At 60.9% G+C, this 20,825-nt stretch carries 22 protein-coding genes; 7 read left to right on the top strand and 15 right to left on the bottom strand.

Annotation, left to right across the window (positions count from 1 at the left end):
• Window positions 1-27 precede the first annotated feature (27 nt).
• Genes phnF through P9250_RS16400 form a run of 4 tightly spaced genes read left to right on the top strand, consistent with a single transcriptional unit; the run spans window position 28 to window position 2,927 of the window.
• Window positions 28-786 carry a phosphonate metabolism transcriptional regulator PhnF gene (phnF, locus tag P9250_RS16415; protein ID WP_309848398.1) on the top strand — a complete coding sequence of 253 codons (759 nt, stop codon included), beginning with the start codon at window positions 28-30 and terminating at the stop codon, window positions 784-786.
• Window positions 783-1,481 (top strand): DUF1045 domain-containing protein, encoded by a 699-nt coding sequence (locus tag P9250_RS16410; protein WP_310394090.1) that lies wholly within the window; start codon window positions 783-785, stop codon window positions 1,479-1,481. Before phnF ends, P9250_RS16410 begins: the two co-directional genes overlap by 4 nt.
• Window positions 1,478-2,044, top strand: coding sequence for a phosphonate metabolism protein/1,5-bisphosphokinase (PRPP-forming) PhnN (phnN, locus tag P9250_RS16405; protein ID WP_310394089.1), 567 nt, complete (start codon window positions 1,478-1,480; stop codon window positions 2,042-2,044). Before P9250_RS16410 ends, phnN begins: the two co-directional genes overlap by 4 nt.
• Before the next feature lie 55 nt (window positions 2,045-2,099).
• Entirely contained in the window at window positions 2,100-2,927 is an 828-nt protein-coding gene (locus tag P9250_RS16400) for a CHAD domain-containing protein (RefSeq protein WP_310394087.1), read from the top strand.
• Between the two features lie 6 nt (window positions 2,928-2,933).
• On the opposite strand, the gene phnE is transcribed toward P9250_RS16400, so the two are convergent.
• The 4 genes from phnE to P9250_RS16380 all read right to left on the bottom strand — a co-directional run bounded on the left by phnE (window position 2,934) and on the right by P9250_RS16380 (window position 6,603).
• Window positions 2,934-3,704 carry a phosphonate ABC transporter, permease protein PhnE gene (gene phnE / locus P9250_RS16395; RefSeq protein ID WP_250467704.1) on the bottom strand — a complete coding sequence of 257 codons (771 nt, stop codon included), beginning with the start codon at window positions 3,702-3,704 and terminating at the stop codon, window positions 2,934-2,936.
• Between the two features lie 59 nt (window positions 3,705-3,763).
• Window positions 3,764-4,735, bottom strand: a complete 972-nt coding sequence (phnD, locus tag P9250_RS16390) for a phosphonate ABC transporter substrate-binding protein (RefSeq protein ID WP_310394085.1) — start codon at window positions 4,733-4,735, stop codon at window positions 3,764-3,766.
• A 29-nt stretch (window positions 4,736-4,764) separates the two neighbouring features.
• Window positions 4,765-5,592: a phosphonate ABC transporter ATP-binding protein gene (gene phnC, locus P9250_RS16385; protein WP_310394083.1), complete on the bottom strand. Its 828-nt coding sequence runs from the start codon at window positions 5,590-5,592 to the stop codon at window positions 4,765-4,767.
• A 117-nt stretch (window positions 5,593-5,709) separates the two neighbouring features.
• Window positions 5,710-6,603 carry a LysR family transcriptional regulator gene (locus P9250_RS16380; protein WP_310394081.1) on the bottom strand — a complete coding sequence of 298 codons (894 nt, stop codon included), beginning with the start codon at window positions 6,601-6,603 and terminating at the stop codon, window positions 5,710-5,712.
• 143 nt (window positions 6,604-6,746) lie between these two features.
• Here P9250_RS16380 and P9250_RS16375 point away from each other — a divergent pair, with 143 nt between their 5' ends.
• From P9250_RS16375 to P9250_RS16365, 3 genes are all read left to right on the top strand, one after another.
• Window positions 6,747-8,126, top strand: coding sequence for an SAF domain-containing protein (locus P9250_RS16375; RefSeq protein ID WP_310394079.1), 1,380 nt, complete (start codon window positions 6,747-6,749; stop codon window positions 8,124-8,126).
• A 100-nt stretch (window positions 8,127-8,226) separates the two neighbouring features.
• Window positions 8,227-9,531: an MFS transporter gene (locus P9250_RS16370; RefSeq protein ID WP_310394077.1), complete on the top strand. Its 1,305-nt coding sequence runs from the start codon at window positions 8,227-8,229 to the stop codon at window positions 9,529-9,531.
• 103 nt (window positions 9,532-9,634) lie between these two features.
• Window positions 9,635-10,387, top strand: coding sequence for a Pr6Pr family membrane protein (locus P9250_RS16365; protein WP_250467525.1), 753 nt, complete (start codon window positions 9,635-9,637; stop codon window positions 10,385-10,387).
• Here the strand turns inward: P9250_RS16365 and P9250_RS16360 are convergent.
• The 11 genes from P9250_RS16360 to P9250_RS16310 form a co-directional block, all read right to left on the bottom strand.
• Window positions 10,384-11,589 (bottom strand): YbfB/YjiJ family MFS transporter, encoded by a 1,206-nt coding sequence (locus P9250_RS16360; protein ID WP_310394075.1) that lies wholly within the window; start codon window positions 11,587-11,589, stop codon window positions 10,384-10,386. The two genes, P9250_RS16365 and P9250_RS16360, sit on opposite strands and share 4 nt — an antisense overlap.
• 37 nt (window positions 11,590-11,626) lie before the next feature.
• Window positions 11,627-12,241, bottom strand: coding sequence for a TetR/AcrR family transcriptional regulator (locus P9250_RS16355; protein ID WP_310394073.1), 615 nt, complete (start codon window positions 12,239-12,241; stop codon window positions 11,627-11,629).
• 154 nt (window positions 12,242-12,395) lie between these two features.
• Window positions 12,396-12,704, bottom strand: coding sequence for an EthD family reductase (locus P9250_RS16350; RefSeq protein ID WP_244828793.1), 309 nt, complete (start codon window positions 12,702-12,704; stop codon window positions 12,396-12,398).
• 39 nt (window positions 12,705-12,743) lie between these two features.
• Window positions 12,744-13,661, bottom strand: coding sequence for an MBL fold metallo-hydrolase (locus P9250_RS16345; RefSeq protein WP_310394072.1), 918 nt, complete (start codon window positions 13,659-13,661; stop codon window positions 12,744-12,746).
• Window positions 13,662-13,672: 11 nt separating this feature from the next.
• Complete coding sequence (locus P9250_RS16340; protein ID WP_310394070.1) at window positions 13,673-14,536, bottom strand: quinoprotein dehydrogenase-associated SoxYZ-like carrier; 864 nt, start codon at window positions 14,534-14,536, stop codon at window positions 13,673-13,675.
• A 34-nt stretch (window positions 14,537-14,570) separates the two neighbouring features.
• Entirely contained in the window at window positions 14,571-15,497 is a 927-nt protein-coding gene (locus P9250_RS16335; protein WP_310394068.1) for a quinoprotein relay system zinc metallohydrolase 2, read from the bottom strand.
• Window positions 15,494-16,468: a LysR family transcriptional regulator gene (locus tag P9250_RS16330; protein WP_250510403.1), complete on the bottom strand. Its 975-nt coding sequence runs from the start codon at window positions 16,466-16,468 to the stop codon at window positions 15,494-15,496. The genes P9250_RS16335 and P9250_RS16330 overlap by 4 nt, the downstream gene beginning before the upstream one ends.
• A gap of 66 nt (window positions 16,469-16,534) precedes the next feature.
• Window positions 16,535-17,287: a hypothetical protein gene (locus tag P9250_RS16325; protein WP_409014890.1), complete on the bottom strand. Its 753-nt coding sequence runs from the start codon at window positions 17,285-17,287 to the stop codon at window positions 16,535-16,537.
• Window positions 17,284-18,213, bottom strand: coding sequence for a substrate-binding domain-containing protein (locus tag P9250_RS16320; protein ID WP_250467531.1), 930 nt, complete (start codon window positions 18,211-18,213; stop codon window positions 17,284-17,286). Before P9250_RS16320 ends, P9250_RS16325 begins: the two co-directional genes overlap by 4 nt.
• 57 nt (window positions 18,214-18,270) lie before the next feature.
• Entirely contained in the window at window positions 18,271-18,684 is a 414-nt protein-coding gene (locus P9250_RS16315) for a c-type cytochrome (protein ID WP_244828799.1), read from the bottom strand.
• Window positions 18,685-18,806: 122 nt separating this feature from the next.
• On the bottom strand, window positions 18,807-20,624 hold the full coding sequence (locus tag P9250_RS16310; protein ID WP_244828800.1) for a methanol/ethanol family PQQ-dependent dehydrogenase: 1,818 nt from the start codon (window positions 20,622-20,624) through the stop codon (window positions 18,807-18,809).
• Window positions 20,625-20,825: the final 201 nt, after the last annotated feature.

Genomic DNA, 20,825 nt, shown 5'->3' with positions numbered 1-20,825 from the left:
ATTCAAACCGACGGGAATGACACCTACATGACATCGAACGAAAACGCGGCGCCGGGACACGCCGTCGAACGCGGCGCGGGGGTCGCGGTCTGGCGGCAGATCGAGCAGATACTCTCGGCGGAGATCGCCTCGAAGAGCTTCGGCGAGGAAGGCCGCCTGCCGAGCGAAGCGGAACTGGCGCGGCGCTTCGACGTGAATCGTCATACCGTGCGCCGCGCCATGCTGCGTCTTGCCGCAACGGGTCTCGTAAGCGTCGAACAGGGACGCGGCACCTTCGTGCAGCCTGGAGCGATCGACTATCAAATCGGCAGGCGCACGCGCTTCACGGAAAACATTCGCCGTCAGAAGCAGACGTCCACGGGCGTCGTGCTCGCTTCCGAACGCGTGAAGGCCGACCCTACCGTCGCGAAGGCGCTCGCTCTGCGTGCGGGCACGCTCGTCTATCAGCTCGAAACGCGTCATGACTCCGACGCCGTGCCGCTGACCTACGCACGCAACTGGTATCCCGCCGCGCGTTTTCCCGAGCTTCCCACGGTGATCGAAGCGACAGGCGGCATCACTGCGGCGCTCGCGGAGTTCGGCGTCAAGGACTATATGCGCAAGTGGAGCCGTATCGGCAGCGTGTTGCCTTCGTCGGATGTCGCGCGGCGCTTGCAGATCAACCGGCAGCAGCCGGTGCTGTGGGTCGAGAATGTGGATGTCGATGAACGCGGCGTGCCCGTCAAGTACGGCGTGACTCACTTCGCGGCAGACCGCGTGCAGTTGATGGTCGAGCACGATCTATGAGCGCTGCATGGAGTGACGAAGCGCGCATCGCACTGTATTACGCGCCGCCCGACGCATCCGCATGGTGGCGTGCTGGTTGCGAATGGCTCGGGCGCGACGCGGAAAGCGGCCTCTCGATGGAAACGGCAGCGCACGACATCACACGCGCGCCGCGCCGCTATGGTTGGCATGCGACCATCGTGCCGCCGTTCCATTGCGCGAGCGGCGTGCAACCCGCCGATGTGCTCGCGGCCGCGCGTGCCTGGGCGTCGTCGGTCACGCGCTTTGAGATGCCGGTGCGCGTAGCGGAAATGGGCCGCTTCGTGGCGTTGCGCGCATCGGAGGAAAACGACGACGAACGCTTGCGCGAAATGGCCGCAAGCGCGCTGCAAGCGCTCGCAGCAGTTCGCGCGATGCCATCGGCAGGGGACATCGAGCGGCGCATTGTCGACGGCATGAGCGAGCGGCAAATCGCGCTCGTACGTGAATGGGGCTATCCCTATGTCTTCGATGAATACCGCTTCCACATGACCCTCTGCGATTCGCTCGATGACACCCACGCGCGCGGTTCGGTCGTATCGGCATGGACGCGCAAGATCGACACGCTCGGCGCGCTGCCTGTGCATGGCGCGGCGCTTTTCGTGGAAAGCGCACCGGGCGAGCCGTTCACCTTGTGGCAGCGGCTGCCGTTCAACAACGTACGGGAAGCGGCATGAGCCAGAACGACACACTCGATAGCGCACGACTCATCTATGTCATGGGCCCGTCGGGCGCGGGCAAGGACTCGCTGCTCGGCTTTGCGCGCGAACGCGTCGGCGCACGCGTGATGTTCGCGCATCGGTACATCACGCGTGCGGTCGGCGACGGCGAGAACCACATTGCGTTGACGCATGAAGAATTCAAGGCGCGTCTTTCGTATGGACTTTTCTCGATGCATTGGGAAAGTCACGGCCTGTGCTATGGCATTGGCATCGAAGTGGATGCATGGCTCGAACGCGGCAGACCGGTGGTCGTGAACGGTTCGCGTCAACACGCGGATGCCGCCCTCGCCCGCTATCCGCATGCATGCTTCGTTTATATCGATGCCGCGCCCGCGGTGCTGGCCGCGCGGTTAGCAAGGCGCGGACGTGAAGACGCCCGGCAGATCGAAGCGCGCCTTGCGCGCCGTCCTTCCCTCGAACTGCCCAGGCATGCGTGCGTGGTGAACATCGACAACTCCGGGCTTCTGGCCGACGCGGGCACGCAATTTCTCCGCGCCATAGACGAGACCGGCTCATAATCGCCGGAACGTTTCTTGCGAACGCCCACGACATTCCTTCGATAAAAGATTACCTATGAAATCCGGACGATCGAAAGACACGTTGTCAGGCGTCACCGCCGAATCGCAGTTTCGCACTTATGCTTCACCGCTCGTTGAAGAAGCGCTGCAGCACGCGCATGAACTGGAACAGAGCGATGATGCCGAAACACTGCACAAGCTCAGGATAGCGCTACGGCGTCTGCGCAGTCTCTTTTGGGCGTATCGCCCGATCCTCGACGATGCCTTCGACGACAAGCAGCGCGCCCTCTTGCGTTATCTCGCGCAGGCAGCCGGCAGCACGCGCGATTGGGACATCCTGATCGAATTGATGAGCGAGCATGAAGACACGGATCTCGCGCAGGCATTGCGCGGCCATCGCGATGCAGCATTGAGGACCAGTAAAGCGACACTCAATAACGCGGATATCAAGGGCGTCTTGCGCGAAGCCGTGGCGGAAGCCAACCGCGAACTCAACACTGCAAAAAAGCGCGTGGCTATCGAGCAATTCGCTTCTGACAGAGTTCGAAACGCGCGAAGACAATTGAAGAAACGCATCAAGCGCGTGCGGCAAGTGAAGCGCCCGGAATATGCCGCGCTGCACGAAGTGCGCAAAGCGGGTAAGAAAGTGCGCTACCTGATGGAGTTCTTCATGCCCCTGCTTGCCGAGAAGGAACGCGGTGGACTAAAGCAGCTGAAGCGTCTGCAAAAGCATCTGGGCGCATTGAACGATGTCGTTGCGAGCCGCGATCTCCTCGACAAGAGCGACGCCTTGCCCAATGCCGCCGCCGCGAAGCCAGCCTTGCGTACTTTGAAGAAGCAACAAAAGCGCCGCATGAAGCAGGCGCTCAAGTCGCTTCGATAACGCCTTCTAGATCACGCGCTCGCGCACCCATCCCGACGCCAGATCGATCAGCGATACGATCACCACGACGATCAGCATGACCGCTGCGGTCTGCGCATAGTTGAACGAGCGGATGGCCTCGTAAAGCACTACGCCGATACCACCCGCGCCAACCATGCCGACGACCATCGCCGAGCGCACGTTCGACTCGAATCGATACAGCGCGAACGAAATCCACAGCGGCAGCACTTGAGGCAACACGCCATACACGATCTCGTCGAGACTACTCGCTCCCGTGGCGCGCACGCCTTCGGCGGGACGCGCATCCACCGCTTCGACCGCTTCGGCGAAGAGCTTCGCCAGCACGCCCGTGGTATGCACCCACAGCGCGAGCACGCCTGCAAACGGCCCCAGCCCGACCGCGACGATGAACAGCATGGCGAAGACCATCTCGTTGATCGCGCGGCACGCGTCCATGAGCCGCCGCACTGGTTGCGCGATCCACACCGGCGCGATGTTCTGCGCCGACAGCAAGCCGCACGGCACCGCGCAAATGAGCGCGAGCGCCGTGCCCCAGACAGCGACGGCGAGCGTCACGATCATCTCGTGCGCGTACGTGCGCCATTCCGTGAAGTCGGGCGGAAAGAAGTCGCGCGCGAACTGACTCATGTTGCCGGATGCGCCGAGCAGATCGAGCGGACGCATGTCCGCGCTTTGCCACGACGCGCCGAGCACGGCGATAAGCACGATCCAGCCGAGCATCGACACCCAGCTACGCTTGCCGCGCGGCGCTTGCATAGGCGCTTCCTCGGGCCTGCTCACGCCCGCGGCAAAGGTCGAGATATCGAGCGGCTTCATCACTTCGCCGCCGAGCCATCGAGCGCGGACAACTGCTGATCGAGCGATGCGATTTGCGCTTTCTTGTCGGCGTCATCCAGATGAGCGTTGTTCTGCACCTGTTCCTTCTTCTGAAAGAGCGCCATCTGACGAATGGGCACGAGCTGCGCATTGGACGATGCCGCGAAGCCCGAATAGCCGGAGATAGCCGTCATCACGGACTGTTCGCGCGGGTCCTTTTCGCCGTAGTGAACGAAGAAGTTCAGCAGCTTGTCCTTCGTTGTCTGCGGCAGATCGCGACGCCACACGAGCGGGTCTGACGCGATGAGCGGCGACTTCCACAGCACACGCACCTTCGGATAAAGGTCGGGATGCTGCGTCTTGATGGTGTCGAGCATGTCGGTGTTGTTGGTCGCGACATCGATCTTGTCGTTGACGACCGCGAGCATGTTGGCTTCATGGCTCGAAGGCAACACGCTCTTGAACGAGGTCTTTGCCGAAAGCCCGTTCTTCGCGAAGAGATAATATGAAGGCACCAGCGTGCCGGAAGTGGAGTTCGGATCGCCGAAGCCCAAATTGATATCGTGGCTGTTCTTCAGCACCTGATCGACGCTCTTCCACTTGCTGTTGGCGTTCGTGATGAGCACGGAGTAGTAGCCCGCCTCCCCGCTCTTGTACTTGACCTTCGCAAAGACTTCGCCGTTGGAGCGGTCCACCGCTTCGATGGCGGACGCATTGCCGAAGAAGCCGATCTGCACCTTGTTGAAGCGCATTGCTTCGATAATGCCCGCATAGTCCGTGGCGAAATACGCCTTCACATCGAGACCGGTCTGTTTGTTCAGATCGTCGATGAGCGGTTGCCAGCGTTGCTTGAGCGCCGACGAAGAATCCGTCGAGATGATGCCGAAGCTGAGCGTATCGGCAAAGGCCACCGAGTTCAGGAAGCATGACGCGAGTGCCGCGCCGGCCAGGAAGGTACGGGCTGATTTCATGGAGATGCGGTCCGTAGTTTGATTGCGATTCAGGATGTGGCGACAGAGGCAAAAATCGCGGAGAGATGTTCACGCTCGTCGTGATCGGCCAGCAATTCAGCGGCGGCCGCGCCGTACAGTTCGCGCAACAGCATGGGCGTGAGCTTCGCGGATGCGCCGTCGTAGACCACGCGGCCATCGCGCAAGGCAACCGTGCGCGTGCAGTACTTCATCGCTATGTCGATCTGATGCAGCGACACGATCACCGTGAGTCTGTGATCGCGATTTAGCGACTGCATGAGCTCCATCACGCGCCGCGCAGATTCGGGATCTAGCGAGGCAATTGGTTCATCCGCGAGCACGATGCGCGCACGCTGCACGAGTGCACGCGCGAGCGCCGCACGTTGCTGCTGTCCGCCCGACAGGTTGCTCGCGCGTTCGAGCGCATGTTCGCCAATACCCATCGCGGTAAGCGAGTCCATCGCCAGCGCGCGTTCGTCGCGCGGAAAACGCCCTGAGAGACGCCGCCATAGCGACACACGCGTAAGCGCGCCGATGAGTACGTTGGTGATTACCGAAAGACGTCCCACCAGATTGAACTGCTGAAACACGAAGGCGACATCGCGACGAATGGCGCGCACTTCACGCACGATCTTGCCGTTCTGCTGAATCGGCCTGCCGAGCAGCGTCACATGCGAGGGCGCCGCATCCGATGCGATAAAGCCCGCGATATGGCGCAAGAGCGTCGATTTGCCCGAGCCCGACGCACCGATGAGCGCGACCATTTCGCCCTCTTCCACGCGCAGATCGACGGCATCAAGCGCCTTGCGGCCATTGCGAAACGTCTTGGTGAGACGCTCGATACGAATCGCGTCCATGGCTTTCCTCGTCTGCCGCTGTAACGTTGGGCAAATTCTAGAAAGGCAACATGACGAGAAAGTGACGCTGATGAGACGTCTAGATGAATACATCACCTGGCGCGTGCGGCCGGGAGTTTATTCTTCGAGAAACCACGTGCCTTGGCACTCGGTGCGAATGAAATCCGCAAGCAGTTTGACGCGTGCGACATCGCGCGTTTCGGCAAGCGTCACGAGCCAGTAAGAACGACTCAGCGCAATTTGATCCGCAAAAAGCCGCACCAGGTTCGGTTCCCTGCGCGCCATGAAACACGGCAGCACGCCGAGACCCACGCCGCCCGCGACGGCGGCCGTCTGACTGATCACGTTGGAGATGCGAATGGTCGGCGTGAGCGTGCTCGATACCTGCGGCAGATAGTTCAGTTCAGCGGACCACATCTGATCCTCGACATAGCCGACCCACGGATGCGTGAGCAGATCGCGACGCGTGACGATTGCCGCATGTGTCGCGAGATATTCGCGCGCGGCATAGACGCCCAACGCATAGTCCGTGAGCTTGTGCGCATAGACGCGCCCTTGCGCTGGCCGCGTCATGCTGACAGCGAGATCGGCTTCGCGCTTCGAAAGACTGAACATGCGCGGATTCGCGATCAATTCGATCTCGAGTTGCGGATGCATGGCCGAGAGCTTGGAAATACGCGGCGCGAGAAAGTAAGTACCGAAGCCTTCCGGCGTGCCGATGCGCACGCTTCCCGTCAGACCAATGGACGCATCTTCGAGCCGATGCCGCATGTGCAATGCAAGGCTCTCCATGCCTTCCGCATCGCCTAGTACGCGTTCGCCTTCGGGGGTCAGCACAAACCCTAGGGAACTGCGGTCGAACAGTCGCACACCGAGTGCGGTTTCAAGCGCGGCCACACGCCGGCTCAGGGTCGAATGATCCACGCCCATTTGCTGCGCGGCCACGGTGAGCCTGCCCGCGCGCGAAATGGCGAGAAATGCCTGAATGTCGTCCCAGTCGAAACCACGCATGAGGATTTCTGCACAGAGCGATTGCCGATTTGCCCATTCTATTGCAAGAAACACGCTGCTATCTTTTCTTCAACTCTGCGAATGCGGAGCAGACGATGCGGCTCGATCGTCACGACACTAAAGCCTGAATGGAGACAAACAGCATGTCGCTCATTGCGAAACTCAAGGCGCGCGCGCAGGAAGGCAAGCCGGTCAAGGTCGGCCTGATCGGTGCGGGCAAATTCGGTTCGATGTATCTCTCGCAAGCGCCGCGCACGCCCGGCATTCATCTCACCGGCGTGGCCGATCTCTCGCCCGAGCGCGCGCGTGCCGCGCTCAAACGTGTGGGCTGGGATGAGGCGCGTTATTCGGCGGCATCGTGGAACGAAGCCATCGGCAACGGCTCGACCTATATCACCGACGACGCCGATGCCATGATCGCAAGCGACCATGTCGATATCGTGATCGACGCAACGGGCAGTCCCGCCGCGGGCATTCATCACGCGCTGCTGTGCTGCAAGCATCGCAAGCACATCGTCATGGTGAACGTGGAAGCCGATGTGCTCGCAGGCCCGCTGCTCGCACGCCGCGCACGAGAGGCGGGCATCATCTATTCGATGGCTTCGGGCGATCAGCCCGCGCTCATCGCGGAACTCGTGGACTGGGCACGCACCATCGGCTTCGATGTGATCTGCGCGGGCAAGGGCACGAAGTATCTGCCGATCTACCATCAGTCGACGCCCGATACCGTGTGGGGCTATTACGGCTTCACCGAGGAACAGGTCGGCTCCGGCGACTTCAACGCGCAGATGTTCAACTCGTTTCTCGACGGCACCAAGTCCGCGCTCGAGATGGCCGCTGTTTCCAACGGATGCGATCTGCGTCCGCCCGCCGACGGCCTCGCGTTCCCCGCGTGCGGCGTGGACGATCTGCCAAGCGTGCTGCGTCCCGCATCGGAAGGCGGGATCCTGCCGCATCGCGGTAGCGTGGAAGTAGTGTCGTCGCTGGAACGCGATGGGCGCCCCGTGTTCCGCGATCTGCGCTGGGGCGTCTACGTCGTCATCGAAGCCCCCACGGACTACGTGCGCGACTGCTTCTCGCAGTACGGTCTCAAGACCGACAGCACGGGTCGCTTCGCCGCCATGTACAAGCCGTATCACCTGATCGGCCTGGAACTGGGCCAGTCGATCGCGAGCATCGCCGTGCGTGGCGAAGCAACCGGCGCGACAACTGGCTTTCATGGCGATGTCGCCGCCACCGCGAAGCGCGATCTGCGCGCGGGCGAGCGGCTCGACGGCGAAGGCGGCCACACCGTGTACGGCAAACTGATGCCCGCTGCGGACTCGTTGCTGCTGGGTGCGTTGCCTATCGGCCTTGCGCACAACATGGTGCTGCAACGCGCCGTGCCTGCGGGACAACCCGTGCGCTGGAGCGATGTGGCATTCGACGCAAGCAAGGAAGCCGTGCGGGTACGACGCGAAATGGAAGAATTCTTTCGCGCCGAGATGAAGCTTGAACTACCGGTGCAAAAGCTCGCGAGCTAGTTCATCGATGAAGACATTTTGATCCGCGGCACGCCCGGTCCATCTCATGGTCCGGGCGTTCGCTATCTCTAAACGCCCGGCAAAGGGCGACGGACGAGACATGAGCCAAATCAGCGAAACTCTCGGCGTTACGCAAGCAGGCAGTGCGGACGTCTACCGCAAGATCACGTGGCGCATCATGCCGTTCATCGTGCTCTGCTATCTCTGCAACTATCTGGACCGCGTCAACGTGGGCTTCGCGAAGCTGCAGATGCTTTCCGATCTCGGCTTTTCCGATGCGGTGTATGGCCTCGGTGCCGGTATCTTCTTTATCGGCTACTTCATCTTCGAGGTGCCCAGCAATCTCATCCTGCATCGCGTGGGCGCGCGGCGCTGGATTGCGCGCATCATGATCACGTGGGCGATCGTTTCGGCGCTCACGCTCGTGGTCAAGACGCCGTTCCAGTTCTATCTCGTGCGCTTCTTTCTCGGCATCGCGGAAGCGGGTTTCTCACCGGGCATCATGCTGTATCTGACGTACTGGTTCCCGGCGAGAAAACGCGGCTTCGCCTATGGTGTGTACTACATCGCCATTCCGCTTGCCGGCATCGTGGGGGGTCCGTTGTCGGGCTGGATACTGACCGCGTTCAAGCATTCGGCCGTGATGTCGGCGTGGCAATGGCTGTTCCTCATCGAAGCAATTCCAGCGTTTATCGTGGGTTTCGCCGTGCTCTTCATGATGGTCGACAAGCCAAGCAAGGCACGCTGGCTCACCGACGACGAGAAGCGTCTCGTGACGCAAGCAGTCGAGCGCGAGGAAGGCGACAAGACCGCGCACCACGACGCCCGCGCGTTCCTTTCCGACCGCAACATCTGGAAGCTTGCCGGCGTGTACTTCTGCCAGATCATCGGTCTCTATGGCATCAGCTTCTGGCTGCCGTCGATCATCAAGGACACGGGGCTCAAGAACGTCGAAGTGATCGGCTGGCTCTCGGCGATTCCGTATATGGTCGCGATTCCCGCGATCATTCTCACGGGCATCAGCGCCGACAAGTTCCGCTCCCGGCGCATGCACTTCTCCATTGCGCTCGTGATCGGTGCAATAGGCTTTGCGGCAAGCGGATACGTGGGACAGCAACCCGTGCTTGCGGTCATTGCGTTGAGTGTGGCGGCCGCTGGAATCTTGTCCGCGCTGTCGCTGTTCTGGGGCATTCCGGCTGCGTTTCTTGCGGGAACCTCGGCGGCGGCGGGCATTGCAGGAATCAATTGCGTAGGCAATCTCGCGGGTTTCGTGTCGCCGTATATGGTCGGGTGGCTCAATGTCACGACGCATAACAACAGCATCGGACTTTATGCGGTTGCAGTGTTCATGGTGATCGGCGCATTCGCGGTGCGTTCGATTTCCGGCAAGCTAGCGGATCATTGAAATCGAGCGACGAACGAGCCGCCTGCCGTTTTCAACGAACATGGCAGGCGGCCGTGCTTTTTGCAACGCTGCAAGGGCCGACGCGCGTCGATAAAATGGGTGCATGACCGACTCGTCTTCACAATCCTCGAGCACGCCGTCGCGCGCACCCGAACACGACTTGCCGCTGCACACGCCCAGCACCGCATCGCTCGGCGTGGCGGCCGCCATCGCCATGATTGCGTGGCTCGCGCTCGCGGCGCAGACGGATATCACCATCGCGCGCATGGTCGGACGCGGCTTTACCGTGATCGACGGCATTGCGCGTACCACCAGTTATCTCACCAACCTCACGGTGTTCTTGACGGCGTTATGCTTCACCTGCGTGGCCATACGCGCGAACGCGCCCATTGCGCGCTTCTTTCGTCAACCGACGGTGGTAACGGCGGTGGTCGTGTATATCGTGTTCGTGGGCATTGCCTATAACGCGTTGTTGCGATGGCTATGGACGCCATCGGGTTATCGTGCGCTCGTCAATGAATCGCTGCATACGGTCGTGCCCGCGCTCGCTGCGCTTTACTGGGTGCTCTTCGTGCCGCGCTTTCATCTGTCATTGCGGCGCTGCGCCTTATGGCTCGTCTATCCGCTCTGCTATCTCTTCATTACGTTATGGCGCGGCAGTGCATCCGACTTCTATCCCTACTGGTTCATCAACGTGGCGGAACTCGGTTACGAGCGCGTGTTCTTCAACTCGGCCATGCTAGTCGCCAGCTTTCTGATTCTGATGAGCGTATTCATCGTCATCAATCACAGACGCCAGGACTTGCGCATATCCGACCCCGACATGGAATCGGACGACACGGGTCCATCGCGTTAGTCACGATTCACGAACAGATCGGCGACGAATGCGGCAGTCAATGCCAGCGCGCCGCATGCGAAGATCAGCGCGTAGTTGTTATGCGTATGCGAGAAAAGAAACGAGTAGCCATAGCCGCCGACCGCCTGAAAGAGCGCGAACGCCGAAGTCGCGCGACTCCATGAGGCGCGCTGCTCCGCGTGATCGTGCGGCAGCAATTCATGCACGCGACCCAGTGCAAGCGGCACGATACCGGGCGTGAAGAGCCCGAGAATCACGGTCGCAAGGCCGATCACATAGGCATGGCCCGACATCGCGAGCAGCGCGGCTGCAGCCGCCTGCACGATCAACGCGTAGCGGTACGCGCGGCCAAAGCCGATTCGGTCGCCCAGATTTCCGCAGATGAGCGGCCCGAAGATAGCCGCCACGCCATACAGCACCCAATAGCTCGCACCGACGCCGGCGCCGCGTCCGATCCCTCGCGCGATATAGTCGACGAGCAGAATCATCGCGGGCACGAGACCCAGTGCGTTCGCCGCGTATTGCGCGTAAAGCAGGCGCAGACGCGTGCCGTCATGACGCGCGCCATGCGCCTCCCTGGTCACGGCAGGCACGGGAGGATTCGTCGATGGCCAGCCGAACCAAGCGACAACCGTCAACACAAGCGAGAACACGCCGAGTCCGATCCACGTCGCCTGCAAGCCGTAATGCAGCAGCCGCGGAATGAGCGTGCCCGATGCCGCGATGCCGAAGCCCAGCCCGAAGAAGATCATGCCGCTTGCAAAGCCGCGCCGTGCGGGCGCGATATGCGGAAGGATCGTGGTTGCGACGAGCACCATGATTGCGCCGCCCGAAAGTCCCGAAAGAAAGCGCCAGCCGAAGAACCAGGCAATCGACAACGGAAACGCGCATGCGAAAAACGCGGCCGTGGCAATGGCCATCAAGAGGCGCAACGCGAGCCGGTTGCCGAGCGTCGATGCCATGGACCTGCCGAACAACGCGCCCGCGAGATAGCCCGCGAAATTGGCTGCGCCCAACGTCACCGCTTGCGACGACGTGAACCAATGCGCTTCGATAAGCGGTGGAATGAGCGGCGTATAAGCGAAGCGCGCGAGACCTATTGCGACGAGACTCGCGCAGAAGCCCGCGAGCATGGCGTAGATGGAACGCATGTCGAGTGAATCCGATTGACCGGCGCGTAAGGCCGACGCTTGATCCTGCATGATGTTGACTCCCGGAGCGAATGGCGTGACGTGTGTTCTAACGCGTGGTGAACTTCGCACGCATTGGCGGAAGTTTCAGCAGCATGAGCGTGGGAGCGACAGCCGCCACGAGCAGCTTCGGCTGAGGATCGATACGCGCCAGCACGCGCACGCCGAGAAGCACGGCGAGCAGACTCGTGGCGGCATCGGTTGCGGACATCATGCGTTCGATCTCGCCGCTTTTGAACGCGGCGGAAAGACAGCGCTCGAAGAAGCCGCGTAACAACTCGACTTCCTTCGCGATGAGTTCGTGAAACGCCTCGTCCTCGAGCGGCGCCGCGAGCGCGGCATTGACCAGCATGCAGCCGCGCCGGTGTTCATCCGATACCGAGCGCTCGACGATCTCGCGAAAGAAGCCCGCAACGGCGTGCGCAGGCGTGCAAGTGGCTTCGAGACGCTCGATACGCTCGCGCAACGTATGTTCGAGATAGTGATCGAGCGCGCGCAAAAAGAGCGCGCGCTTGTCGCCGAACGCGTTGTAAAGGCTCGGTTGCGTGAGACCCGTCAGTTGCACGAGGTCACGTGTGGACGTACCCTCATAGCCGTGCGTCCAGAACGCTTCGGCTATGGTGTTCAGCACATCGTCTTCGTCGAAATTGCGCGGTCGCGCCATGATGCAGGCTCCATTCCATGGTTGCGTCACGTTTTATATCGGACGCCACAGAACGAATTATATATCGATGAATACAAAACCTGCTTGAACCGTCGTCCAACGAAAAAGCCGGCGAAGCGCCGGCTCTTTCGTATGCGGAAAAACAACCGTGCTGTCAGGCGTCTTTCGTGTCGAACATCAGCAGCTCGACGCCCGCCTGCGCGAAATTCGCCAAGTCGCCGGCGGTCTTCTGGCCTTCAGGCGACCCGAGCGCGGACTCGATCGCTTCGAGCGATTCGAATTCGAGCAGCGCGACGAGGTAATACGGCGACTCGCCTTGCGCGGTAGCAACCGGCCCCGTGCTGATCTGGTAACTCTTTAGCCCCGGCAACGTCTTCGCCAGCGGCGCGTGCGTGGAGGCGTAGTAGTCGTCGAATGCCTTCGTATCGGACGGATTCTTGTAAAGCGCAACGAGCTGGGCCATCGTCTTGTCTCCTGAGTGTTTGTCATGAACAACAATGCGTTACTGCTTCTCCAACTGTAGATAGATACGTTGCACGTTCTGCGGCTGCGCTATGCCATAGAGCTTGTAGCCGCGAAAGGCGGGCAAGTCGACGGTACGCATGGCCTCGGTCAGTCCCATGCCGCTCCGATATTCGCGTCTGACCGCGCTGTCGAGTTCGCGCAGATAAAGCCCTGTCTGCATGATGTCGTCGTTGCTCAACGGCGGCCCGAACGCCGGAACGATAGTCTTCGATTCGAGTCCGCGCAGATTCTCCAGCGCCGCGAGCCAGCCATGAATATCCTCGTTGCGCAGTTCGGGGATGCGCCCGTTCGAGATCAGACTACCCGCGAACAACACGCCGCTTTGCGTATCGAGCACGGCCAGATCGCCTGGCGTGCTTGCCGGTCCGAAGTGCAGCAATTGCAGCTTGCGATCGCCATTCACGACTTCCGTGGTGCCTTCCACCGTTCGGTCGGGAACCGTGACGCGCGAGCCTGCCATCTCGTCTTCACCGAGGGTCTTTCGCAGGTTCGCGAGACAGATTGGGCAACGTTCCCGGATCAACTGAGCCGTGCGGTAATGCGCGAGAATCGGCACGCCCTGATCGCGGAACGCCGCCGCGCCAAAAACGAACTCCGGTCCTTGATGCGTGATGATCACGAGCGTGACGGGTAGCGGCGTGACTTTGCGAATGGCTTCGATCATCGCGCGTCCGTAGCGGTATGAAGCTCCCGTATCGATTACCGTCACGCCGCTCGGCCCCACGATAAAGCCGTTGTTCGCGACCATGCCGTGATTCGCGGGCGCGACAGCATCGCCGTCACCGATAAACGCATACACTCCCGGCGCCACTGCGACGGGCGCGGGCATGCCGCTCATCGCCGCATGAACGACGGCGCAAAATGCGAGGAACAACGCACCGGTGAGCGCACGCAAGCCGCGCCCCATCATTTCATGGCCGAGGTTTGCGTGCCCGATTGCGTCGTGATCGCAACCTCGCCGTCGAACCGCTTGTTCTTCGTGTCTTCAATAGCGACCTTCAATTCTCCGTTTTCCCTCGGCAGAAAATAGAAGCGGAAGTTGGGGTTCTCGCTGATCGAGAAATTCACATTGGCGGTCATCACGGGCTTGCCGCCATAAGTCACCGCAACCTTGCGCACGAAGTACGCGGTCGCATAGTTGCGCGTGACCTGATCCATCGCCATGCCGGTGCGATTAGGGTGGCGCACCATCAATTGCGCGAGTTCGGGCTTGCCCGCAATAGGGGCGCCTTCCGCCTGCAAACGTACCTGACCCGCCGCGCGTTCGGCCGCGTCTTCGTCCTTGCCCGCAGGCGCGGAGCAACCACCCGATGCCTTGATGAAACGCACCGCGCTATACAGATGTCCGTCGTTCGTTTCGGCGATGGCACGCATGAACGTGTAATCCTCTACCCGCACCCGTGTCTCGATGCTGGCAAGTCCGGAGTCTGGCGTGAACTCGAAAGAACCGGCGTAGGGCTCGGGATTTTCGTCGATGAAGAGATAAATCTTCTTGATGTAATGCGTGCTCGTCTGCGGAAACTGCGCGCTGATCGCAATGGGTACGACGGCGGCATCGGCGGCGCGTTTGGGTGCATCGAATTTGATGACGGCATCGCCTTTCGTGTCGATCGGCCGCCCTTTGAACGCGCCTTCCTTGAAGTCGAGCCAGCGCGCCACCTTGTCTGGATCGTCGTCGGGTTGCGCCGCATGCGAAGCGTAAGGCGCAAGCAATGCGAGCGCCGCGACAAACCCTGAGCCTGCGCGTGCGCCAAGCCTGATCGTCTTCATGGTGTCCTCCTTTGCTGCAACGCGGCGTGCGCCGCTACTGCTCCCACTCCAGTTCAGCATAGACAGCGGTGACGTTGCGCGCGTGATAGGCATCGTAGAGCTGCCACTTGTCGCGCTCGCCGAGACCGATGGTATCCACGGCCTGCTGAATCGTTTCGCCGCGCTTGATGGCCGCACGCACATCGCGCGCCAAATTCGCGAGGTACTGTTGCTCGTCGTCGAGCGAGCGCGGATACGGCGCGTCCAGGTCGCCATGACCGGGTACGACATGCCGCGGATTCATCTGCTTAATGCGGGCGATATCGTCGAGCCAACCGGTCACGCTGCCATCCACCACGGGAACGCAATGCACGAAAAGCAGGTCGCCTAGCCACAGCGTGCCGCTCTTCTCATCGTATACCGTCATGTCGTTGTTGGTGTGCGCTGTTTTCCAAGTTTGCAGCGTGAGCGTGCGCCCGCCGAGATCGAGCGTGGACGTGCCGTCTATCGTCATCGTCGGTGCAATGATTTCGCTGCCGCTCGCTTCATCGCCCAGTTCGCGTTTCAGCGCACGCAGGTAGTTCTCCGCGCGCGATGCCTCCGCCTGCGCAAGCTTGGCGCTGCCCACGTATTGCGGATGGTCGTCCTTGAAGGCCGCATTCCCGAAGATATGATCCGGGTGCATGTGAGTATTGATCACGTAGCAGACGGGCAAGGGCGTCACCCTGCGCACCGCCGCGCGCAATGCGCGCCCTTCCGCGAGCGTGCCGCCGGTATCGACCACAGCCACACAACGCTCGCCGACGATGAAGCCGACGTTCGCAATATCGCCGCCGTTCGCAGGCGTGGCAAGCTCGTCGTGTCCGCGATGCACGTAGTTCCCCGGCGCGAGTTCCTTCACCGTAAACGAGGCCTCTGCAAACGCATGTGCCGATGCCGCGCACAGCACCAGGAACGCGGCGAAGCGTAAAGCAGCGCTCATCGGACCTTGTCCGCATCGGCGAGACGTTTTGTTCGGCGCAGGCCGAACTGTTCGTACTCGCGCTCGAGGAAAGGCTCGGCGTGTTCGAGAAGAAAGCGCCGAAACGCAAGGCACGTCGGCGAGAGTTGCTTCGAACGCGAATGCACGAGTTGCCACGTACGTTCGACGGGCGTGCCGTTCACGTCGAGCACGGCGATCTCACCCGTGCGCAATTCGAGCCCCAAGGTATGCAACGAAATGAGGCTCACACCCATGCCCGCCATCACGGCCTGCTTGATGGTCTCGTTGCTGCCGAGCGTGACGCTGCGCGATGGCGTGAAGAGGTTCTGCCTAAACACATGCTCGGCGACGGCACGTGTGCCGGAACCAGGTTCGCGCAGGAGGAAAGTATCGTTGGCAAGCTCCTGCAGATCGAAGCGTCGCGCAGTTCTCAGCGGATGCGAAAGCGGCGCGATGATCACATGCGGATGGTAAGCAAGCGGCTCTGCAGTCGTGCCGAGTTCGGGCGGCGGGCGGCCCATGATGGCAAGGTCGGTCGCGTTGTCCTGCAGGAGCCTCAACAAGGTCTCGCGATTACCGACTGAAAAACGCACATCGACCTTGGGAAACTGCTGCGAATACAGTGCGAGCAACTTGGGCGCGAAGTAAGTCGCGGAACTCACGATACTCACCGCAATCGATCCGCTGTCGGCTTGCGTGAGTGACATCATCGCGTCTTCGGCGTCCTTGATCTCACCGAGAATTCTGCTTGCATGATGCGAGAGGCGTTCGCCCGCTTCCGTCAGCGAGAGACGCCGCGCCACGCGTTCGAAAAGCGGCAAGCCGACCGCCTCTTCCAGTTGCCTGATCTGCATGGATACCGCGGGCTGCGTCAGATGCAGTTCCTCCGCTGCACGTGCGAAGCTCGGACAGCGCGTCGCTATCACGAAGATCTGCAACTGGCGCAAGGTGAGAGAGCGGATGAAGTTCACAGCGGCGTATCCGTGAGGCGTTCCTGAACCATTTAGCGGCTTGCCTCGGCGCTCGTGCAATCCACCTCAACGACTGGCCCGTGGCGCGTTGCCGACCTTTCCTCCCGGCGTGGCCATGTTCTTGAGCGCGCCCGAATAAGCGACCGTTTCCTTCTGCAGCGGATGCGCGAAGTCGTTCCCCGCGCCCGGCACTTCGGTGCGAATCAAGACGACGTGTCCGGGAACATCATCGGCAACGACGAAGGTGTAGCGCTTGTTCGTGTATTGCTGCAGACGTTCCGCATTGGGATCGTTGAGGAAGGGCTGAATGACGATCTGCTTCGCTTTCACATTCCTGGCCAGCCCGAGCGCCTCGCCGGAAACAGGCGTAATTGCCGGGTTTGCCGCAAGCGCCAGTCTCACGCGCTGCTGAAAGTAGCGACGCTGCCCGCCCGTCAACTCCTGCATCTCCGTGATGTCATGCTCCAGGAAATAGATGATCACCGGATTGCACGGCAGCCCCCCTGGCACGTCCACATTGCCCGTGCGATCGGACACGCGCGCATCGTTCTTCGTGTTGCCCTTGCTTACCACGAGCACGCGGACCGTGTCCTTGACCTTCGTTGGCGGCCCGGAAAAATCCACCGCATAGTCGAGCTCGGTTTGCTGATCCACGCCATCCAGATGCGGCTCCATGAACAGCAAGCGTTCGGCTGGCGCAATCTCGGTGGCAGGCGCGGAAGCAGGCGGTGTATCCGCCGCGAACGAGGCCGGCGGCATCAGAGAGATGAAGCCGCCAAGCGCGCAGGCCAGGGCAATACCTCGAATGGCGAACCTCATTGCGTGGAGGCCGGCTGCAGCGGCTGCAGCGGCAGCAACGGAACCTGATAGCTCGTCAGTATCTGATCGATCTTCGGCTGGTTCGACGCAATCCAGTTATCCACCTTGTCGCGCCATGCTTTTTCGCCGTAACGCACGCCCATCGAAATTTCATAATCGAAGCGAATGCCGGGTTGCGGTGCGAACGGCACGAGGCGCGCCTTGTTATCCGAGAGCTTCACGAAATAGCCTGCAATCGGGCCCCAGACGAAGGCGGCATCGACATTGCCTTGCGACAGATCATGCTCGATCATCTCGCCGGGGAAGGCATCGGGATCGCCGCTTTGCCCCTGATACGACACCGCCTGTTCGATCAGATTGTGTTGCAACAGCCAGTCAGTCGCGGGACTCTTCACGAAGATGCCGAGCTTCATCTTCTTCAACTGATCCGGCGGCAGATTCATGAGATCGGCCGGCGACTTGATGCTCGCGTACTCCGGCCGGTTCGGGAACACCATGGCATAGGTCGAGTGCAGATAAGGGCGCGTGGTCGCGGTGAGTTCATAACCTTTGGGCACGCCGATAATCAGATCGCACTTGAACTGATCCGTGCTCGGTGCCTTGTCGCGCAGCGTATTGCGCACGAATCCCATGCGTTGAGGATAAAACGTGTATTCGAGCTTGTAGCCGAAGTCGCTTGCCATCTGGCTTGCGATCTTGTTCTCGAAGCCTTCGCCCTTCTGATTCGACAAAGGCATGTTGTTCGGATCCGCGCACACGCGCAGCACGCCGTCCGCGCCGTCGTTGTTAGGCAAGTTCGGCGGCGGTGTACCCGCGCCCTGCGCGAAGACCGTTTGCGCCGTGAACGCGAGCAACGCCGCGCATACCGTGTTCGATACGGCCGGGAATCGGAACGAAGCGGCGCGGCTTCCATTACGATCTGACATCGATACCTCCGGGTTCAAATGCAACTTCATGCAACATCGGACAAGCAACGAACGCAATCACTTCGCATCGAGCGCTTGTAAATCGCCCGGATTGATCTTGCCGTCTGAGCGTCCCTTCAGATACGCAAAGAGATTCTCCCAGTTTTTCTGCATCATCTGGCTCGCGCTGAAATCGGGCATACCCTTATCCACGCGTCCGCCAAACACGGTGCGATGAAACTCGTTCTTGTCCAACGTCTTGAAAGCATCGACGAGCGACGGGCCGACGAGACCCTCCTGCTTCGCCCCGTGACAACGTTCGCACGCGAGCGCGCGCCAGGTACGCCATCCTTGCAGCGTATCGGCATCGACCTTGTTGCCATCGACGACCTTGTACGCCACGGGCTTCATTTGTCCCGGACTCGTCTGGGCAAACGAAGCGCTGGACGCCGCGAGCGCAATCGACAGCAGCAAGAGTGATCGGCCTTTCATTCGCTTGTCTCCTTGAATATCTCGTATATGGGGTGTTCACGCGCGGCGGACTCCCTGACCGCCGCGCGTCATTACGCTTCGAATCGAACTAGTTGCAGGCTAGCGAAACGGCTGATACGTAATCAGCCCGCGCTGCCCGGAATGGCAAACACGAAGAGCGTGCCGCCGAGTGCCGTGTACTTTGCAAGCTCACGATAGCCGCCCACCGCGCCCAGGCCTTCCGCCGACTTTTCGAGTCCCGCTGCCATGCCGATGCCGGCCCAGCCGCCGATGCCCGAATACACGCCGATGAACTGCTTGCCTTGGTACTGATAGGTGAACACGTTGCCGATGATCCCGGACGGCGTCTTGAACTTCCACAGTTCCTTGCCGTCCTTGATACGCACGGCCTTGATGTAGCCTTCGAGCGTGCCGTAGAACGCCACGCCGCCTGCGGTTGCGAGCGCGCCGGACCACACCGAGAACTTCTCCGTCTTGGACCATGCGATCTTGCCCTTCGACGCATCCCACGCGATGAAGTTACCCATCGCGCCGTTCTCGTTCGGACCGGGGAACATCGAGAGCGTGGCGCCGACGAACGGCTGACCCGACACGTAGTCGACCTGGAACGGCTCGTAGTCCATGCAGACGTGGTTCGTCGGCACGAGGAACAGGCTCGAATTCGGATCGAATGCAGCGGGTTGCTGGTCTTTCGAGCCCAACGCCGCCGGGCAGATGCCCTTGACGTTGTGATCGGGACCGGCTGCCTGCGTGGAGTAGCTGGCGTTACGAATCGGCAGGCCGCTCTTCAGATCGACGCTATTGGCCCAGTTCACCGCCGGGTCGTACTTCTGCGCCACGAGCAGTTCGCCGCTTTCGCGATTGAGCGTATAGCCGAAACCGTTACGGTCGAAGTGAACGATCGCCGGGGTCTTCTTGCCGTTGATGTTCAGGTCCGACAGGATCATTTCGTTGACGCCGTCATAGTCCCACTCGTCGTGAGGCGTCATCTGATAGACCCACTTCGCCTTGCCGGTATTCAGGTCGCGCGCGAAGATCGACATCGACCATTTGTTGTCGCCGGGTCGTTGCGTCGGGTTCCACGTGCCGGGGTTGCCTGTACCGTAGTAGACAAGGTTGAGCTTCGGGTCCCATGCATACCAGCCCCATGTGGTCCCGCCGCCATACTTCCACTGATCGCCCTGCCAGCTCTTGAGCGACGAGTCCGCACCGATGGGCGCCATCTTGCCGTCGGTCCAGGTCATCGTTTGCTGCGGGTCCATCAGCATTTCATTGTCGGGCCCGGTGCTGTAGGCCTTCCAGACTTCCTTGCCGTCCTTGATGTTGTAGGCAATGAGCCGGCCGCGAACACCGAACTCGCCGCCGGAGATGCCCGTCAACACCTTGTCGCCGAAGACGTGCGGCGCGTTGGTGTTGGTTTCGCCTTTCTTCGCATCGCCGTTTTGCGCGGTCCACACGACGTCGCCGGTCTTGGCGTCGAGCGCGACGAGCTTCGTGTCGGCTTGCTGCAGGAAGATCTTGCCGTCGCCATATGCGAGACCACGGTTGACCGTATCGCAGCACATCACCGAGATGACCTGATTGTCCTGCTTCGGCTGGTATTGCCAGATGAACGTCTGGTCCTTCAGACTGATGGCGATAACCTTGTTGGGAAACGGCGAATGGATATACATCGTGTCGCCGATGACGAGCGGCGAGCCTTCATGGCCTCGCAGCACACCGGTGGACATGGTCCAGGCAACCTGTAGCTTGCCGACGTTGTTCTCGTTGATTTGCTTGAGCGTGCTATAGCGGTGATTGGAATAATCGCCCGCTTGCGCCGCCCAGTTCGAAGGATTCTTGATTGCGGTGTCGAGTTGCGAATCAGCCTGCGCCACGTACGAATTGAGGCCTGCCGTTGCGACCACCGCCAGTCCAAGAACCAGGGTGCGTAAGTTCATGTCTCCTCCAGAATGATGATGCCTCCGACCCGGGAATGACCACGCTACCGTTTGCATCGTGCGCGCCTTCTGAATGCAGGTAACGAGATTCGCTTGTGCCCCGGTACATTCCGGGATCTTGCGTGACCGGGCATTTGCATATTCCATGCCGGTTTGCGAACGCTTGTTTTGTGGCGTGCGAATGGCGGCGTGCGACACATA

This window comes from Caballeronia sp. LP006, assembly GCF_031450995.1.
GTDB lineage: Bacteria > Pseudomonadota > Gammaproteobacteria > Burkholderiales > Burkholderiaceae > Caballeronia.
This window is presented reverse-complemented; position numbering and strand designations above follow the sequence as displayed.

Excerpts from the sequence above, each read along its gene's own strand:
- P9250_RS16315 (WP_244828799.1), bottom strand. The coding sequence starts at position 18,684 with ATGAAAGGCCGATCACTCTTGCTGCTGTCGATTGCGCTCGCGGCGTCC.
- phnC (WP_310394083.1), bottom strand. The coding sequence starts at position 5,592 with ATGGACGCGATTCGTATCGAGCGTCTCACCAAGACGTTTCGCAATGGC.
- P9250_RS16375 (WP_310394079.1), top strand. The coding sequence starts at position 6,747 with ATGTCGCTCATTGCGAAACTCAAGGCGCGCGCGCAGGAAGGCAAGCCG.
- phnD (WP_310394085.1), bottom strand. The coding sequence starts at position 4,735 with ATGAAATCAGCCCGTACCTTCCTGGCCGGCGCGGCACTCGCGTCATGC.
- P9250_RS16340 (WP_310394070.1), bottom strand. The coding sequence starts at position 14,536 with ATGAAGACGATCAGGCTTGGCGCACGCGCAGGCTCAGGGTTTGTCGCG.
- P9250_RS16350 (WP_244828793.1), bottom strand. The coding sequence starts at position 12,704 with ATGGCCCAGCTCGTTGCGCTTTACAAGAATCCGTCCGATACGAAGGCA.
- P9250_RS16365 (WP_250467525.1), top strand. The coding sequence starts at position 9,635 with ATGACCGACTCGTCTTCACAATCCTCGAGCACGCCGTCGCGCGCACCC.
- phnN (WP_310394089.1), top strand. The coding sequence starts at position 1,478 with ATGAGCCAGAACGACACACTCGATAGCGCACGACTCATCTATGTCATG.
- P9250_RS16320 (WP_250467531.1), bottom strand. The coding sequence starts at position 18,213 with ATGTCAGATCGTAATGGAAGCCGCGCCGCTTCGTTCCGATTCCCGGCC.
- phnF (WP_309848398.1), top strand. The coding sequence starts at position 28 with ATGACATCGAACGAAAACGCGGCGCCGGGACACGCCGTCGAACGCGGC.
- P9250_RS16335 (WP_310394068.1), bottom strand. The coding sequence starts at position 15,497 with ATGAGCGCTGCTTTACGCTTCGCCGCGTTCCTGGTGCTGTGCGCGGCA.
- P9250_RS16355 (WP_310394073.1), bottom strand. The coding sequence starts at position 12,241 with ATGGCGCGACCGCGCAATTTCGACGAAGACGATGTGCTGAACACCATA.
- P9250_RS16400 (WP_310394087.1), top strand. The coding sequence starts at position 2,100 with ATGAAATCCGGACGATCGAAAGACACGTTGTCAGGCGTCACCGCCGAA.
- phnE (WP_250467704.1), bottom strand. The coding sequence starts at position 3,704 with ATGCAAGCGCCGCGCGGCAAGCGTAGCTGGGTGTCGATGCTCGGCTGG.
- P9250_RS16410 (WP_310394090.1), top strand. The coding sequence starts at position 783 with ATGAGCGCTGCATGGAGTGACGAAGCGCGCATCGCACTGTATTACGCG.
- P9250_RS16325 (WP_409014890.1), bottom strand. The coding sequence starts at position 17,287 with ATGAGGTTCGCCATTCGAGGTATTGCCCTGGCCTGCGCGCTTGGCGGC.
- P9250_RS16360 (WP_310394075.1), bottom strand. The coding sequence starts at position 11,589 with ATGCAGGATCAAGCGTCGGCCTTACGCGCCGGTCAATCGGATTCACTC.
- P9250_RS16380 (WP_310394081.1), bottom strand. The coding sequence starts at position 6,603 with ATGCGTGGTTTCGACTGGGACGACATTCAGGCATTTCTCGCCATTTCG.
- P9250_RS16370 (WP_310394077.1), top strand. The coding sequence starts at position 8,227 with ATGAGCCAAATCAGCGAAACTCTCGGCGTTACGCAAGCAGGCAGTGCG.
- P9250_RS16310 (WP_244828800.1), bottom strand. The coding sequence starts at position 20,624 with ATGAACTTACGCACCCTGGTTCTTGGACTGGCGGTGGTCGCAACGGCA.